The sequence below is a fragment of the Klebsiella sp. 141251 genome, assembly GCF_050600725.1.
Classification (GTDB): domain Bacteria; phylum Pseudomonadota; class Gammaproteobacteria; order Enterobacterales; family Enterobacteriaceae; genus Klebsiella; species Klebsiella aerogenes.
The window spans coordinates 37421-52804 of record NZ_JAQIRG010000012.1 but is presented as its reverse complement, the minus strand read 5'-3'; the positions used below and the strand labels follow the sequence as shown (position 1 = coordinate 52804).

Sequence of the window (15384 nt, the reverse complement as noted above, 5' to 3'; positions counted from 1 at the left end):
CAGGGTTAGCTTTATTACTTGGAAACGGTCAGACGAGCGCGGCCTTTAGCACGACGACGTGCCAGAACCTGACGACCATTTTTATTAGCCATACGAGCACGGAAGCCGTGAGAACGGTTGCGCTTCAGTACAGACGGTTGAAAAGTGCGTTTCATGGCGATTTCTACCTAAACTTGAATAAATTCACTGACTTTTGCGTAGACCCGAACGAACTTCGAACGACTTACGCCTCAGCGTGGGTGATTAAAGAGGCCGGATTGTAATAATTGTACACTCCGGAGTCAATTCTCTTTCCTTATTTCTCGCACCTTGCCGCACAAAAAATAAGCTGAGACGAGTTGCGAAAACGGGCGTTACGCGCCGGGTGGGGGATTATACGGCCTGGCGGGTAAAGCGCAAGGATCGTAAAGGATCTTTGTTAGATCGATTCTGTTCAAAACCGGCATAGCTCATTAATTTTTCCAATATGCGGGCGAAATCGTGCCGCACTCTCGCCAGGATCGATTACACTTACCCGGTTTCGATCCTCCTGTGGATAAATCGGGAAGAATCTGTTGAGAAACACAAGATCTCTTTCTCAGTTTAGGCTATGATCCCCGGTCCCGATCGCGATCCACGGATCCGTCCCGGGTAAAACCGCAAATAGCGGTTCGCACGTCACCCCTTTTGCGCAGGGGCTTTTTCGGCTTATGCAGGGTCTTGCGACGTGTGCCAACAATCACGATTGTTTCAGTTTTTCTTTTATATCGATTTTATGTTCGAGTGGAGTCCGCCGTGTCACTTTCGCTTTGGCAGCAGTGTCTTGCCCGATTGCAGGATGAGTTACCAGCCACAGAATTCAGCATGTGGATCCGCCCATTGCAGGCGGAACTGAGCGATAACACGCTGGCACTGTATGCGCCAAACCGTTTTGTGCTCGATTGGGTAAGGGACAAATACCTTAATAATATCAATGGGCTCCTCAATGACTTTTGTGGTGCGGACGCCCCACAGCTGCGCTTTGAAGTGGGCGCGAAGCCTGCGGCGCCGTCCCACCAGGGTACGGCCAACGTCGCCACGGCGATCCCGGCCGCTCAGGTGCAAACCGCGCGCGTCGCGCCGGCTGTCGCCCGTCAGGGCTGGGATAACGTTCCGGCGCCGGCAGAGCCCACCTACCGTTCCAACGTCAACGTCAAGCATACGTTTGATAACTTCGTCGAAGGTAAATCTAACCAGCTGGCACGCGCGGCGGCGCGTCAGGTGGCCGATAACCCTGGCGGCGCGTATAACCCGCTGTTCCTGTATGGCGGCACCGGTCTGGGTAAAACCCACCTGTTGCACGCCGTCGGCAACGGCATTGTGGCGCGTAAGCCAAATGCTAAAGTGGTCTATATGCACTCCGAGCGTTTCGTGCAGGACATGGTAAAAGCCCTGCAGAACAACGCCATCGAAGAATTTAAACGCTATTACCGCTCCGTTGACGCCCTGCTGATCGATGATATTCAGTTCTTCGCCAATAAAGAGCGTTCGCAGGAAGAGTTCTTCCACACCTTTAATGCCCTGCTGGAAGGTAATCAGCAGATCATCCTCACTTCGGATCGTTATCCAAAAGAGATCAACGGCGTTGAGGATCGTCTGAAATCGCGCTTTGGCTGGGGCCTGACGGTGGCGATCGAGCCGCCTGAGCTGGAAACCCGCGTTGCGATCCTGATGAAAAAAGCCGATGAGAACGACATCCGCCTGCCGGGCGAAGTCGCATTCTTTATCGCCAAGCGTCTGCGTTCGAATGTGCGTGAGCTGGAAGGGGCGCTGAACCGCGTCATTGCTAACGCCAACTTTACCGGCCGGGCTATCACCATTGATTTCGTGCGCGAAGCGCTGCGCGATTTACTGGCGCTGCAGGAAAAATTAGTCACCATCGACAATATTCAAAAGACGGTGGCGGAGTATTACAAGATTAAGGTAGCGGACCTGCTGTCCAAACGCCGCTCCCGTTCGGTGGCGCGCCCACGCCAGATGGCGATGGCGCTGGCCAAAGAGCTGACCAACCACAGCCTGCCGGAAATCGGCGATGCGTTTGGCGGCCGCGACCATACCACCGTGCTGCACGCCTGCCGTAAGATTGAGCAGTTGCGTGAAGAAAGCCACGACATTAAAGAAGATTTTTCCAATTTAATCAGAACATTATCCTCGTGACGCTATGAAATTTACCGTAGAACGTGAACATTTATTAAAACCGCTGCAACAGGTGAGCGGTCCGTTAGGTGGTCGTCCGACGCTGCCGATTCTCGGTAACCTGCTGCTTCAGGTCGCGGACGGCACGCTGTCGCTAACCGGTACCGATCTGGAAATGGAAATGGTCGCGCGCGTGTCGCTGATTCAGCCGCACGAAGCGGGCGCCACCACCGTTCCGGCGCGTAAATTCTTTGATATCTGCCGCGGCCTGCCAGAAGGCGCGGAGATCGCCGTGCAGCTTGAGGGCGACCGTATGCTGGTGCGCTCAGGCCGCAGCCGCTTCTCGCTGTCGACCCTGCCTGCCGCCGATTTCCCGAATCTCGACGACTGGCAGAGCGAAGTGGAATTTACCCTGCCGCAGGCGACGATGAAGCGCCTGATTGAAGCCACCCAGTTTTCGATGGCGCACCAGGACGTTCGTTACTACTTAAACGGCATGCTGTTTGAAACCGAAGGTAGCGAACTGCGCACTGTCGCCACCGACGGCCACCGTCTGGCGGTTTGTTCAATGCCGCTGGAAGAGTCGCTGCCGAATCATTCGGTGATCGTGCCGCGTAAAGGGGTGATTGAGCTGATGCGTATGCTTGACGGCGGCGATACGCCGCTGCGCGTGCAGATCGGCAGCAACAATATCCGCGCTCACGTCGGCGATTTTATCTTCACCTCGAAGCTGGTTGATGGCCGTTTCCCGGACTATCGCCGCGTATTGCCGAAAAACCCGGATAAACACCTTGATGCCGGCTGCGACATTCTCAAGCAGGCTTTCGCCCGCGCGGCAATCCTCTCGAACGAGAAATTCCGCGGCGTGCGGCTGTACGTCAGCGAGAACCAGCTGAAAATCACCGCTAACAACCCGGAACAGGAAGAGGCGGAAGAGATCCTTGACGTGACCTACGCCGGAACGGAGATGGAGATTGGCTTCAACGTTAGCTATGTGCTGGATGTGCTCAATGCGCTGAAATGCGAGAATGTGCGCATTCTGCTGACGGATTCCGTATCGAGCGTGCAGATTGAGGATGCGGCTTCACAATCCGCCGCCTATGTTGTTATGCCTATGAGATTGTAGAATCTGCAAAGGGGCTGGTTTACTTGCCATTTCGCCTTCCGGCAGTGCTCGACAAAACGCTATGCGTTTTGGACGTCTGTAAGACGGTCCGAAGGACGAGCGGAGCGAGCAAATGCTCGCGTACTTCGTGTACGCTCCGCTTTCTGCGCGCTGGCGGTAGACGAACTGGCTGCGACACCCACGCCCCTTGAATGATGACGAGTTGATATGTCGCTATCCCGACTCCTGATCAAAGATTTCCGCAATATTGAAAATGCGGATCTCGCTTTATCCCCCAGCTTTAACTTCCTGGTTGGCGCAAACGGCAGCGGCAAAACCAGCGTACTGGAAGCTATCTATACGCTCGGCCATGGTCGGGCGTTTCGTAGTTTGCAAATTGGCCGGGTGATTCGCCACGAGCAGGATTCGTTTGTCCTGCACGGGCGTTTACAGGGCGAAGAGCGCGAAACCGCCATTGGCCTGACCAAAGACAAGCAGGGCGACAGCAAGGTGCGTATCGACGGCACCGATGGCCACAAGGTGGCGGAACTGGCGCACCTGATGCCGATGCAGCTGATCACGCCGGAGGGGTTTACTTTACTCAACGGCGGCCCCAAATACAGAAGAGCGTTCATTGATTGGGGATGCTTTCATAACGAAGCCGGATTCTTCACCGCCTGGAGCAACCTGAAGCGCCTGCTGAAACAGCGCAACGCCGCGCTGCGCCAGGTGAGCCGATATGCGCAACTGCGGCCGTGGGACCTGGAATTAATCCCGTTGGCGGAACAAATCAGCCGCTGGCGTGCCGAATACAGCGCCGCTATTGTCGAAGACATGGCGGATACCTGTCAGCAATTTTTACCGGAATTCACCCTCACCTTCTCTTTCCAGCGCGGCTGGGAAAAAGAAACGGACTACGCCGAGGTGCTGGAGCGGAATTTCGAACGCGACAGAATGTTAACCTACACCGCCCACGGTCCGCATAAAGCGGATTTTCGCATTCGCGCCGATGGGGCGCCGGTGGAAGATACCTTGTCGCGCGGGCAGCTTAAGCTGCTGATGTGCGCCCTACGACTGGCGCAGGGCGAGTTCCTGACCCGCGAAAGCGGGCGGCGCTGCCTGTACCTGATAGATGATTTTGCCTCGGAGCTTGACGATGCCCGGCGCGGGCTGCTTGCCAGCCGCTTAAAAGCCACGCAATCGCAGGTTTTCGTCAGCGCAATCAGCGCTGAACACGTAATGGACATGTCGGACAAAAATTCGAAGATGTTCACCGTGGAAAAGGGTAAAATAACGGATTAACCCAAGATTAAATGAGCGAGAAACGTTGATGTCGAATTCTTATGACTCCTCCAGTATCAAAGTCCTGAAAGGGCTGGATGCGGTGCGTAAGCGCCCGGGTATGTATATCGGCGACACGGATGACGGCACCGGTCTGCACCACATGGTATTCGAGGTTGTGGATAACGCTATCGACGAAGCGCTCGCAGGTTACTGTAAAGACATCGTTGTTACTATCCACAGCGATAACTCCGTCTCCGTACAGGATGACGGTCGCGGCATCCCAACCGGCATTCACCCGGAAGAGGGCGTCTCCGCGGCGGAAGTTATCATGACCGTCCTGCACGCCGGCGGTAAATTCGATGATAACTCCTATAAAGTGTCCGGCGGTCTGCACGGCGTAGGCGTCTCGGTGGTTAACGCCCTGTCGCAGAAGCTGGAGCTGGTTATCCAACGCGATAACAAAGTCCACAAACAAATTTATGAGCACGGCGTGCCGCAGGCGCCGCTGGCGGTAACCGGCGAAACCGAAAGCACCGGTACCATGGTGCGTTTCTGGCCAAGCCTGGAAACCTTCACCAACGTCACTGAATTCGAATACGAAATCCTGGCGAAACGTCTGCGCGAGCTGTCGTTCCTGAACTCCGGGGTCTCTATCCGCCTGCGTGATAAGCGCGACGGTAAAGAAGACCATTTCCACTACGAAGGCGGCATCAAGGCGTTTGTTGAGTATCTCAACAAGAACAAAACGCCGATCCACCCCAATATCTTCTATTTCTCCACCGAAAAAGACGGTATCGGCGTTGAAGTGGCGCTGCAGTGGAACGACGGTTTCCAGGAAAATATCTACTGCTTTACCAACAACATTCCGCAGCGCGACGGCGGTACTCACCTGGCGGGCTTCCGCGCGGCGATGACCCGTACCCTGAACGCCTACATGGATAAAGAAGGCTACAGCAAAAAAGCGAAAGTCAGCGCCACCGGCGACGATGCGCGTGAAGGCCTGATTGCCGTGGTTTCCGTGAAGGTGCCGGATCCGAAGTTCTCCTCACAGACCAAAGACAAGCTGGTCTCCTCCGAGGTGAAATCGGCGGTTGAACAGCAGATGAACGAACTGCTGAGCGAATACCTGCTGGAAAACCCGTCCGATGCGAAAATCGTGGTCGGCAAAATTATCGACGCCGCGCGTGCGCGTGAAGCCGCGCGTCGCGCCCGTGAAATGACCCGTCGTAAAGGCGCGCTTGACCTGGCAGGCCTGCCGGGCAAACTGGCGGATTGTCAGGAACGCGACCCGGCGCTGTCTGAACTGTACCTCGTGGAAGGGGACTCCGCGGGCGGCTCTGCGAAACAGGGCCGTAACCGTAAGAACCAGGCTATCCTGCCGCTGAAGGGTAAAATCCTCAACGTTGAGAAAGCCCGCTTCGATAAAATGCTCTCTTCTCAGGAAGTGGCCACGCTGATTACCGCGCTGGGCTGCGGCATCGGTCGCGATGAGTACAACCCGGATAAGCTGCGTTATCACAGCATCATCATCATGACCGATGCGGACGTCGACGGCTCGCACATTCGTACCCTGCTGTTGACCTTCTTCTATCGTCAGATGCCGGAAATCGTGGAGCGCGGTCACGTTTACATTGCTCAGCCGCCGCTGTACAAAGTGAAGAAAGGCAAGCAGGAACAGTACATTAAAGACGACGAAGCGATGGATCAGTACCAGATCTCCATCGCGCTCGACGGCGCGACCCTGCACACCAACGCCAGCGCACCGGCCTTAGCCGGCGAGTCTCTGGAAAAACTGGTGGCCGAGTACAACGCGACGCAGAAAATGATTGGCCGCATGGAGCGCCGTTTCCCGAAAGCGATGCTCAAAGAGCTTATCTATCAGCCGACGCTGGCCGAAGCCGATCTGAGCAACGAGCAGACCGTCACCCGCTGGATTAACCAGCTGATCAGCGAGCTGAACGAAAAAGAGCAGCACGGCAGCCAGTGGAAGTTTGATATTCGTGAAAACAGCGAACTGCAGCAGTTCGAGCCGATCGTGCGCGTGCGTACCCACGGCGTCGATACCGACTACCCGTTGGATAACGAGTTCATCACCGGCGCGGAATACCGCCGCATCTGCACCCTCGGCGAGAAGCTGCGCGGGCTTATCGAAGACGACGCGTTTATCGAACGCGGCGAGCGCCGCCAGCCGGTAGCCAGCTTCGAACAGGCGCTCGACTGGCTGGTTAAAGAGTCGCGTCGCGGCCTCTCTATCCAGCGTTATAAAGGTCTGGGCGAGATGAACCCGGATCAGCTGTGGGAAACCACCATGGATCCAGACAGCCGCCGCATGCTTCGCGTCACCGTGAAGGATGCGATTGCCGCCGACCAGCTGTTCACCACCCTGATGGGCGATGCCGTTGAACCGCGTCGCGCCTTTATCGAAGAGAACGCCCTGAAAGCGGCGAACATCGATATCTAAGCCTGTATTTCCCCGGTGACATGATGTCTACCGGGGCTACGGTTTTGCTAAACCCGGTACGCGTTGCGCTGCCGGGTTTTTCTTTTGCGGCAAAAGGGGAATCCGCCTGCGCAATCCATCCTCGTTTTCTCCCGCTGCGAGAGCTGTTTTTTGAGCGGAATCGCGTTAGCATGAGTGAAGACTCATCTTACCCGGGGATCCCATGGCTATTAAACTGATTGCAATTGATATGGACGGCACGCTGTTGCTGCCGGACCATACCATTTCTCCGGCGGTGAAAACCGCCATCGCGGCAGCACGCGCCCGCGGCGTTAACGTGGTGCTGACGACCGGCCGCCCGTACGCTGGTGTCCATAGCTACCTGAAAGAGTTGCACATGGAACAGCCGGGCGACTACTGCATCACCTATAACGGCGCGCTGGTTCAGAAAGCCAGTGACGGCAGCACCGTGGCGCAAACGGCGTTAAGCTACGATGATTATCGCTTCCTTGAGCAACTCTCTCGCGAAGTTGGCTCGCACTTCCACGCGCTCGATCGTAATACGCTCTATACCGCGAACCGCGATATCAGCTACTACACGGTGCATGAATCCTACGTGGCGACCATTCCGCTGGTATTCTGCGAAGCAGAAAAGATGGACCGTAATATTCAGCTGCTGAAAGTGATGATGATCGATGAGCCTGCCGTTCTCGATCGGGCTATCGCCCGTATTCCGGCGGAAGTGAAAGAGAAGTATACCGTGCTGAAAAGTGCGCCGTACTTCCTCGAAATCCTCGATAAACGCGTCAATAAAGGCACCGGCGTGAAGTCGCTGGCCGATACGCTGGGCATCAAGCCGGAAGAAATTATGGCGATTGGCGATCAGGAAAATGATATCGCGATGATTGAATTTGCCGGCGTCGGCGTGGCGATGGATAACGCTATCCCGACCGCTAAAGAAGCGGCGAATTTCGTCACCAAATCGAACCTTGAAGATGGCGTTGCCTTCGCCATTGAAAAATACGTTTTAGCCTAAGCGCATTTCGGGCCCGGAATTCTCCGGGCCTGTCTTCTCTTTTTTCATGAATAGATGTTAATCCGCATTTAAATCCCTTAATCAGTATCCGGGATTCTATAAGCTACCCGCCCCCTTTTAACAATACGTTAATAACTAACATCATATTTCCTATGAATAAAAATCACTTTTTGATGTTGGTTGCGCTGCCTTTCTCCTCTCTTCAGGTCTGCGCGGCCGCAGAACCAACAACCCAACTTGAACCCGTATACGCCTGGCACGATAGCGAACCGGCGGATCTGCCCGCGCCTGACAATAGTCAGGCCGCGGCGCCGGAATCGACATCGGTATTGCCCTTTTTAGGTGATGAAGCCAGAAAACACGGCTACGTCCTGCCGCTGCCGTTTGGCGTCGGCGTTAACTATATGGATATGCGGCAAAATATTAATGTCGATAGCATTAATTTTACCGGCTTATCGTTAGGTAATTTTTCACTGGATAACGCCTTCCAGATTGGCGTCGGTAATACGCGGGAAAGCAGTAAAACCGAGACCCTTAAGCTGGATGCCTGGCTGCTGCCGTTTATGAACGTCTATGGCCTGGTTGGACATACTAAAGGCCATTCTATCTCGCAAATCGCCGTCGGTCTGAAAGGGCCGAATGGTAAAGTAGTACCTATGCCAGGTATGCAGGATCTTGATTTTCGTCTTGATTTTAAAGGCACTACCTACGGCGTCGGTACCACGCTGGTGGGCGGCGTCGGCAACTGGTTCACGGTATTAGATGCCAACTATACGCAGACGCGTTTTGATATTCTCGACGGCAGCATTGATGCTTTTACCTTTTCGCCGCGTTTGGGCTATCGTTTCAATACGCCGTCGGTAGATGCGCTGCATCTGCCGAACGGGAAGCTGAATGTCTGGGTAGGCAGTATGTATCAGGATGTGCAGCAGGAATTTAAGGGCAGCCTGAACGATCTGTCGATGCCGTCGACGATGCTGCAAAACATGGTCAATCTTGCCAACAAGAACGGCAACGGTCGCTTTGATGTGAAACAGCATCTGCAGTCGCCGTGGAACGTGCTGGTGGGCGCGCAGTATGAGATGACCCGGAACTTTAATATCACTACGGAGTTTGGTTTTGCCGAACGTAACAGCTTCTTTATCGCCGGCGAGTATCGCTTTTGAGCCGACCGTTTAACCCTATCCTGCTGTTGCTAACATGCCTTGTTATTGGGCAGGCGCAGGCGCAGGCGCTCAGCCGCGAAAAAATCGACGGCTGGTTGCAGAGCCTTGGCGCCAGCGACAAGTTTGACGCCAGCAAAGGCATCGACTGGGGCGTCATGCCGGGGCCATTTTATACGCCGGAGCTGGGGCTTGGGCTGGGTACGGCGGTCGTTGGCATGTATCGCCCGGACCCAAGTGACACCATCAGCCAGAACTCCACGCTGACGCTTAGCGGCTACGTTAGCTCTACCGGCGCATTTGGCCTCAGCGTTAAAAACTATGCTTTTTTCGACAACGATTTGTGGCGGGTATTTGTTGAAGGCTCGATGGCCAACACGCCGACATACTACTGGGGACAAGGTTTTCACGCCGGCGACAAAGACAATGAGAAAGAAAAATATACCGCCCAGGTGCTGACCCTGCGCCCGATGGTCTACCGGCAGCTCATCGATAATGTTTATCTGGGAGCGGGGTGGTCGCTGGCGGCGCAAAATGCCGATGAGATGGACCATGACGATCTGCCGAAAATAGAAAACACCCCACAGGGGCCGTCGGTATTCAGCTCCGGCGCCAGTATTGATATCAACTGGGACGATCGCGATTTTGTCCCCAACCCACGCAAGGGCCAGTATGCCGATTTTCGCTATACCCACTATGCGCCGGGACTCGGCAGCGACACGCGGTTTGATGAGTTTCGCCTGCACTACAGCCGCTATCAGGCCCTGAGCGATAAAAGCGTGCTGGCCTGGGAAGCGGATGGCACCTTCACCCAGGGCGATGTGCCGTGGAGCATGATGCCGCTACTCGGCAGCGATGAACGTATGCGCGGCTATTACCAGGGGCGCTACCGCGATAAAAACGTGGTCAGCTCTCAGCTTGAATACCGTCGTCAGTTGACGTGGCGACACGGCGTTGTTGCCTGGGTCGGCGCGGGCACCATGGGGCCATCCATTGATTCACTGAATGATGGACGCTGGCTACCTTCGGCGGGCGTCGGCTACCGCTTTGAATTCAAACCTCGCGTTAATATTCGCCTCGACTACGGTATCGGTAAGGGCAGCAGCGGCTTTTACTTCCAGGTCGGCGAAGCGTTCTAACTCTTATTTACCCTCCTTTCCTGCTTTGACGGCGCCATCTGTCGTGGTCACAGGCATTTTTATTTTTATGGGTTGTTCTTTTTGTGATCTAAATTGTAGTACAACACAATCATGTTGTACTACATTGAGCTCATGACGACGACGCCTGACATCACGCTAGTAGTACAAAAGTGAGGCGAAATTCGACAGCGACGGTAAAGTAGAGCAGTACACATAGAGCATAAGGACTCTCCATGACTCTCAATAAAACCGATCGCATCGTGATCACGCTGGGCAAACAGATTGTCAGCGGTAAGTACGTACCGGGTTCGGCGCTACCGGCCGAAGCGGAACTGTGTGAAGAGTTTGAAACTTCGCGCAACATCATCCGCGAAGTGTTTCGCTCGCTAATGGCGAAGCGGCTGATCGAAATGAAGCGTTATCGCGGCGCGTTTGTCGCTCCCAGAAACCAGTGGAACTACCTCGATACTGAGGTTCTGCAGTGGGTACTGGAAAATGATTATGACCCGCGTCTTATCAGCGCGATGAGTGAAGTGCGTAATCTGGTAGAGCCCGCCATTGCACGCTGGGCGGCGGAACGCGCCACCTCAAGCGATCTAGCGGAAATCGAGTCGGCGCTCAATGACATGATCGCCAACAACCAAAACCGGGATGCCTTTAACGAGGCCGATATTCGTTACCACGAAGCGGTGCTGCAGTCAGTACATAACCCGGTTTTGCAGCAGCTTAGCGTGGCGATCAGTTCGCTGCAGCGGGCGGTATTTGAACGGACCTGGATGGGCGATGAAGGCAACATGCCGAAAACCCTCCAGGAACATAAAGCGCTATTTGACGCCATTCGGCATCAGGATAGCGACGCGGCGGAGCAGGCGGCGTTGACGATGATCGCCAGCTCGACACGAAGGCTCAAGGAAATCACATGACGGCTCGCTACATCGCAATAGATTGGGGATCGACGAATTTACGCGCCTGGCTTTATCAGGGCGAAGAATGCCTGGAAAGCAGGCAATCTGAAGCAGGCGTAACGCGCCTGAACGGTCGCTCTCCCGCTGCGGTGTTAGCGGAAATTACCCAACACTGGCGCGATGGCGCCACACCGGTGGTGATGGCAGGTATGGTTGGCAGCAACGTGGGCTGGAAAATCGCCCCCTATTTGCCGCTTCCTGCCGCTTTCTCGGACATTGGCCAGCAGTTAACTGCAGTTGGCGACAATATCTGGATAATTCCCGGTCTTTGCGTTTCCCGTGACGATAACCATAACGTCATGCGTGGGGAAGAAACGCAACTGCTGGGCGCACGCGCCTTAGCGCCTTCGTCTGTCTACGTGATGCCGGGAACCCACTGCAAGTGGGTACTGACCGATCGCCTGCAAATTCACGATTTTCGTACCGTTTTGACCGGTGAGTTGCATCATCTGTTGCTTCAGCATTCGCTGGTGGGCGCCGGCTTACCGCCACAGGAGACGTCCACCGACGCATTCGCGGCCGGTCTGCAGCGCGGTATCAACAACCCCGCCGTCCTGCCGCAGCTGTTTGAAGTTCGCGCTTCGCATGTGCTGGGCGCGCTGCCTCGCGAGCAGGTTAGCGAATTTCTTTCCGGCCTGCTGATTGGCGCTGAAGTTGCCACCCTCAGCGACACGTTCGCCGGGCAGCAGGCTATTAGCCTTGTCGCCGGGTCATCGTTAACGTCCCGCTATCAGCAGGCATTTGCCGCCATTGGCCGCGAAGTCACCGCGATTGCGGGCGATACGGCATTTCAGACAGGAATAAGGAGCATCGCTTATGCAGTGGCAAACTAACCTTCCGCTTATCGCTATCCTGCGCGGTATTACGCCAGACGAGGCGCTGGCTCACGTTGGCGCCGTTATCGACGCCGGTTTCGACGCGGTCGAAATCCCGTTGAACTCGCCGCAGTGGGAGAAGAGTATTCCGCAGGTCGTCGACGCTTACGGCGAGCAGGCGCTTATCGGTGCGGGCACCGTGCTGCAACCGGAGCAGGTCGACAGGCTGGCGGCCATGGGCTGTCGGCTGATTGTGACGCCAAACATTCAACCGGAAGTGATCCGGCGGGCGGTGGGTTACGGCATGACCGTGTGCCCAGGCTGCGCCACCGCCAGCGAAGCCTTCAGTGCCTTGGATGCTGGCGCGCAGGCGCTGAAAATTTTCCCGTCATCGGCTTTTGGCCCGGATTACATCAAAGCGTTGAAAGCCGTGCTACCGCCGGAGGTTCCGGTCTTTGCCGTCGGCGGCGTGACGCCGGAAAACCTGGCGCAGTGGATTAATGCCGGCTGTGTGGGGGCAGGGCTGGGTAGCGATCTCTATCGCGCCGGCCAGCCGGTTGAACGTACCGCGCAGCAGGCAGCCGCATTCGTAAAAGCGTATCGAGAGGCAGTGAAATGAAAATAACCAACATCACCACGTACCGTTTACCCCCACGCTGGATGTTCCTGAAAATTGAAACCGATGAAGGCATCGTCGGCTGGGGCGAACCGGTGATTGAAGGGCGCGCCCGCACGGTAGAGGCGGCCGTTCATGAATTTGGCGACTATCTGATTGGCCAGGATCCGGCGCGGATTAATGACCTGTGGCAGGTGATGTACCGCGGCGGCTTTTACCGCGGCGGCCCGATTATGATGAGCGCCATCGCCGGTATTGACCAGGCATTATGGGATATTAAAGGTAAGGTCCTGAATGCCCCGGTCTGGCAACTGATGGGCGGGCTGGTGCGCGACAAAATTAAAGCCTACAGCTGGGTGGGCGGCGACCGCCCCGCCGAAGTGATTGACGGGATTAAGAAACTGCGCGGCATTGGTTTCGACACCTTTAAATTAAACGGCTGCGAAGAGATGGGGCTCATCGATAATTCCCGCGCGGTTGATGCGGCGGTGAATACCGTGGCGCAAATCCGCGAAGCGTTTGGCAATGAAATTGAGTTTGGTCTCGATTTTCATGGCCGCGTTAGCGCGCCGATGGCTAAGGTATTAATTAAAGAGCTGGAGCCATATCGCCCATTATTTATTGAAGAACCGGTATTAGCCGAGCAGGCGGAATATTATCCACGGCTGGCGGCGCAAACGCATATTCCAATTGCCGCCGGCGAACGTATGTTCTCGCGCTTTGAATTTAAACGAGTACTGGAAGCGGGCGGGGTGGCTATTTTACAGCCCGATTTGTCGCACGCAGGCGGTATTACCGAATGCTATAAAATTGCCGGAATGGCGGAAGCCTATGACGTTGGGCTGGCGCCGCACTGCCCGCTGGGGCCGATCGCGCTGGCCGCTTGTCTGCACGTCGATTTCGTTTCACATAACGCGGTCTTCCAGGAGCAGAGCATGGGGATCCACTACAACAAAGGTGCGGAACTGCTTGATTTTGTGAAAAATAAAGAAGATTTCAATATGGAAGGCGGCTTCTTTAAACCTCTGATGAAGCCGGGGCTGGGCGTAGAAATTGATGAGGCCCGCGTGATTGAGTTGAGTAAAAATGCGCCGGACTGGCGAAATCCGTTGTGGCGGTATGAGGATGGCTCTGTCGCCGAATGGTAAATGCGCGTCATACTTCGCACTGGTGATGCGTTGGCTGCATTTTCTTACCCTGGTCACATACTATTGTATGCTCCCAGGGATGCGAAAATTTGCCGCCTTTCCCCAGCACGAATTATTTAGCGCATCGCAACATAGTTATTAATAAAAAACAAAAACACCCTCTGTAAATTACCGGGCATGGTGAGCGGCTTCGCTATGCCCAAAATCTGGAGACAGATTGCGATGGATATTTCAGTTACCGCTGTAAAAACCGGGCGTCGCCGTTATCTGACGCTCATCATGATCTTTATTACCGTGGTTATTTGTTATGTTGACCGCGCCAACCTCGCCGTCGCCTCGGCGCATATTCAGGAGGAGTTTGGTATTAGCAAAGCGGAAATGGGCTACGTATTTTCCGCCTTTGCCTGGCTGTATACCCTCTGTCAGATCCCTGGCGGTTGGTTCCTTGACCGCGTGGGATCCAGACTCACCTACTTTATCGCTATATTTGGCTGGTCGGTGGCGACGTTGCTACAAGGTTTCGCCACCGGCTTAATGTCGCTGATTGGTTTACGCGCCATTACCGGCATCTTCGAAGCGCCAGCCTTCCCGACCAATAACCGCATGGTGACCAGTTGGTTCCCGGAGCACGAACGCGCCTCCGCCGTCGGGTTTTATACCTCGGGGCAATTTGTGGGCCTGGCCTTCCTCACGCCGCTACTGATCTGGATCCAGGAGCTATTAAGCTGGCATTGGGTATTTATCGTTACCGGCGGTATCGGCATTATCTGGTCGTTAATCTGGTTTAAGGTTTATCAACCGCCGCGTCTGACTAAAAGCATCAGCAAAGCCGAACTCGACTATATCCGCGACGGCGGCGGCCTGGTGGATGGCGATGCGCCGCTGAAGAAAGAGGCGCGGCAACCGTTATCGAAAGCGGACTGGAAGCTGGTCTTTCACCGTAAGCTGGTTGGCGTTTACCTTGGGCAGTTTGCGGTTACCTCGACGCTGTGGTTCTTCCTGACCTGGTTCCCGAACTACTTAACCCAGGAAAAAGGCATTACCGCGCTGAAGGCCGGCTTTATGACCACGGTGCCCTTCCTCGCCGCGTTTTTTGGCGTCCTGCTCTCCGGCTGGTTGGCGGATAAGCTGGTGAAAAAAGGCTACTCGCTGGGCGTGGCGCGCAAAACGCCGATTATCTGCGGGCTGCTGATCTCCACCTGCATCATGGGGGCGAACTATACCAACGACCCCGTTTGGATCATGGCGTTGATGGCGCTGGCATTCTTCGGCAACGGTTTTGCATCTATCACCTGGTCGCTGGTCTCCTCCCTTGCGCCGATGCGCCTGACCGGCGGGGTCTTTAACTTTGTTGGCGGACTGGGCGGCATCACCGTCCCGCTGGTGATTGGCTATCTGGCGCAGGATTACGGCTTTGGCCCGGCGCTGGTTTATATCTCCGTGGTGGCGCTGATAGGCGCGCTGTCTTATATCCTGCTGGTCGGCGATGTGAAACGTGTAGGCTAAATTTTGGCGATAC

General features: G+C 55.3%; 14 protein-coding genes. 12 read left to right on the top strand and 2 right to left on the bottom strand.

The window, feature by feature from the left end:
* Window positions 1-14: 14 nt before the first annotated feature.
* Both rpmH and PGR09_RS22190 read right to left on the bottom strand, forming a co-directional pair.
* Window positions 15-155 carry a 50S ribosomal protein L34 gene (rpmH, locus tag PGR09_RS22195; protein ID WP_015369029.1) on the bottom strand — a complete coding sequence of 47 codons (141 nt, stop codon included), beginning with the start codon at window positions 153-155 and terminating at the stop codon, window positions 15-17.
* Window positions 156-372: 217 nt separating this feature from the next.
* A complete protein-coding gene (locus PGR09_RS22190; RefSeq protein WP_419773121.1) occupies window positions 373-453 on the bottom strand; it encodes a hypothetical protein in 81 nt (26 codons plus the stop codon).
* 321 nt (window positions 454-774) lie between these two features.
* Between PGR09_RS22190 and dnaA the strand changes: the two genes are divergently transcribed.
* From dnaA to PGR09_RS22130, 12 genes are all read left to right on the top strand, one after another.
* Window positions 775-2175: a chromosomal replication initiator protein DnaA gene (gene dnaA / locus PGR09_RS22185; RefSeq protein WP_015703901.1), complete on the top strand. Its 1401-nt coding sequence runs from the start codon at window positions 775-777 to the stop codon at window positions 2173-2175.
* Between the two features lie 4 nt (window positions 2176-2179).
* Complete coding sequence (dnaN, locus tag PGR09_RS22180; protein ID WP_045378110.1) at window positions 2180-3280, top strand: DNA polymerase III subunit beta; 1101 nt, start codon at window positions 2180-2182, stop codon at window positions 3278-3280.
* 207 nt (window positions 3281-3487) lie between these two features.
* On the top strand, window positions 3488-4561 hold the full coding sequence (recF, locus tag PGR09_RS22175; RefSeq protein WP_045378107.1) for a DNA replication/repair protein RecF: 1074 nt from the start codon (window positions 3488-3490) through the stop codon (window positions 4559-4561).
* A gap of 28 nt (window positions 4562-4589) precedes the next feature.
* Window positions 4590-7004: a DNA topoisomerase (ATP-hydrolyzing) subunit B gene (gene gyrB, locus PGR09_RS22170; protein ID WP_032706564.1), complete on the top strand. Its 2415-nt coding sequence runs from the start codon at window positions 4590-4592 to the stop codon at window positions 7002-7004.
* A gap of 202 nt (window positions 7005-7206) precedes the next feature.
* Window positions 7207-8019, top strand: a complete 813-nt coding sequence (yidA, locus tag PGR09_RS22165) for a sugar-phosphatase (protein ID WP_348877232.1) — start codon at window positions 7207-7209, stop codon at window positions 8017-8019.
* A 152-nt stretch (window positions 8020-8171) separates the two neighbouring features.
* Window positions 8172-9185, top strand: coding sequence for a hypothetical protein (locus PGR09_RS22160; protein WP_072251479.1), 1014 nt, complete (start codon window positions 8172-8174; stop codon window positions 9183-9185).
* On the top strand, window positions 9182-10321 hold the full coding sequence (locus PGR09_RS22155; protein WP_047044608.1) for a BamA/TamA family outer membrane protein: 1140 nt from the start codon (window positions 9182-9184) through the stop codon (window positions 10319-10321). The genes PGR09_RS22160 and PGR09_RS22155 overlap by 4 nt, the downstream gene beginning before the upstream one ends.
* A 233-nt stretch (window positions 10322-10554) precedes the next feature.
* The gene (gene dgoR / locus PGR09_RS22150) at window positions 10555-11244 is read left to right on the top strand and encodes a D-galactonate utilization transcriptional regulator DgoR (protein WP_015369039.1); all 690 of its coding nucleotides are present in this window, start codon (window positions 10555-10557) and stop codon (window positions 11242-11244) included.
* Window positions 11241-12119: a 2-dehydro-3-deoxygalactonokinase gene (locus tag PGR09_RS22145; protein WP_430916523.1), complete on the top strand. Its 879-nt coding sequence runs from the start codon at window positions 11241-11243 to the stop codon at window positions 12117-12119. The genes dgoR and PGR09_RS22145 overlap by 4 nt, the downstream gene beginning before the upstream one ends.
* Window positions 12103-12720, top strand: a complete 618-nt coding sequence (locus PGR09_RS22140) for a 2-dehydro-3-deoxy-6-phosphogalactonate aldolase (RefSeq protein ID WP_004181595.1) — start codon at window positions 12103-12105, stop codon at window positions 12718-12720. Before PGR09_RS22145 ends, PGR09_RS22140 begins: the two co-directional genes overlap by 17 nt.
* Window positions 12717-13865 carry a galactonate dehydratase gene (gene dgoD, locus PGR09_RS22135; protein ID WP_016946147.1) on the top strand — a complete coding sequence of 383 codons (1149 nt, stop codon included), beginning with the start codon at window positions 12717-12719 and terminating at the stop codon, window positions 13863-13865. Before PGR09_RS22140 ends, dgoD begins: the two co-directional genes overlap by 4 nt.
* Window positions 13866-14042: 177 nt before the next feature.
* Window positions 14043-15371, top strand: a complete 1329-nt coding sequence (locus PGR09_RS22130; RefSeq protein WP_430916522.1) for an MFS transporter — start codon at window positions 14043-14045, stop codon at window positions 15369-15371.
* The last annotated feature ends 13 nt before the right edge of the window (window positions 15372-15384 follow it).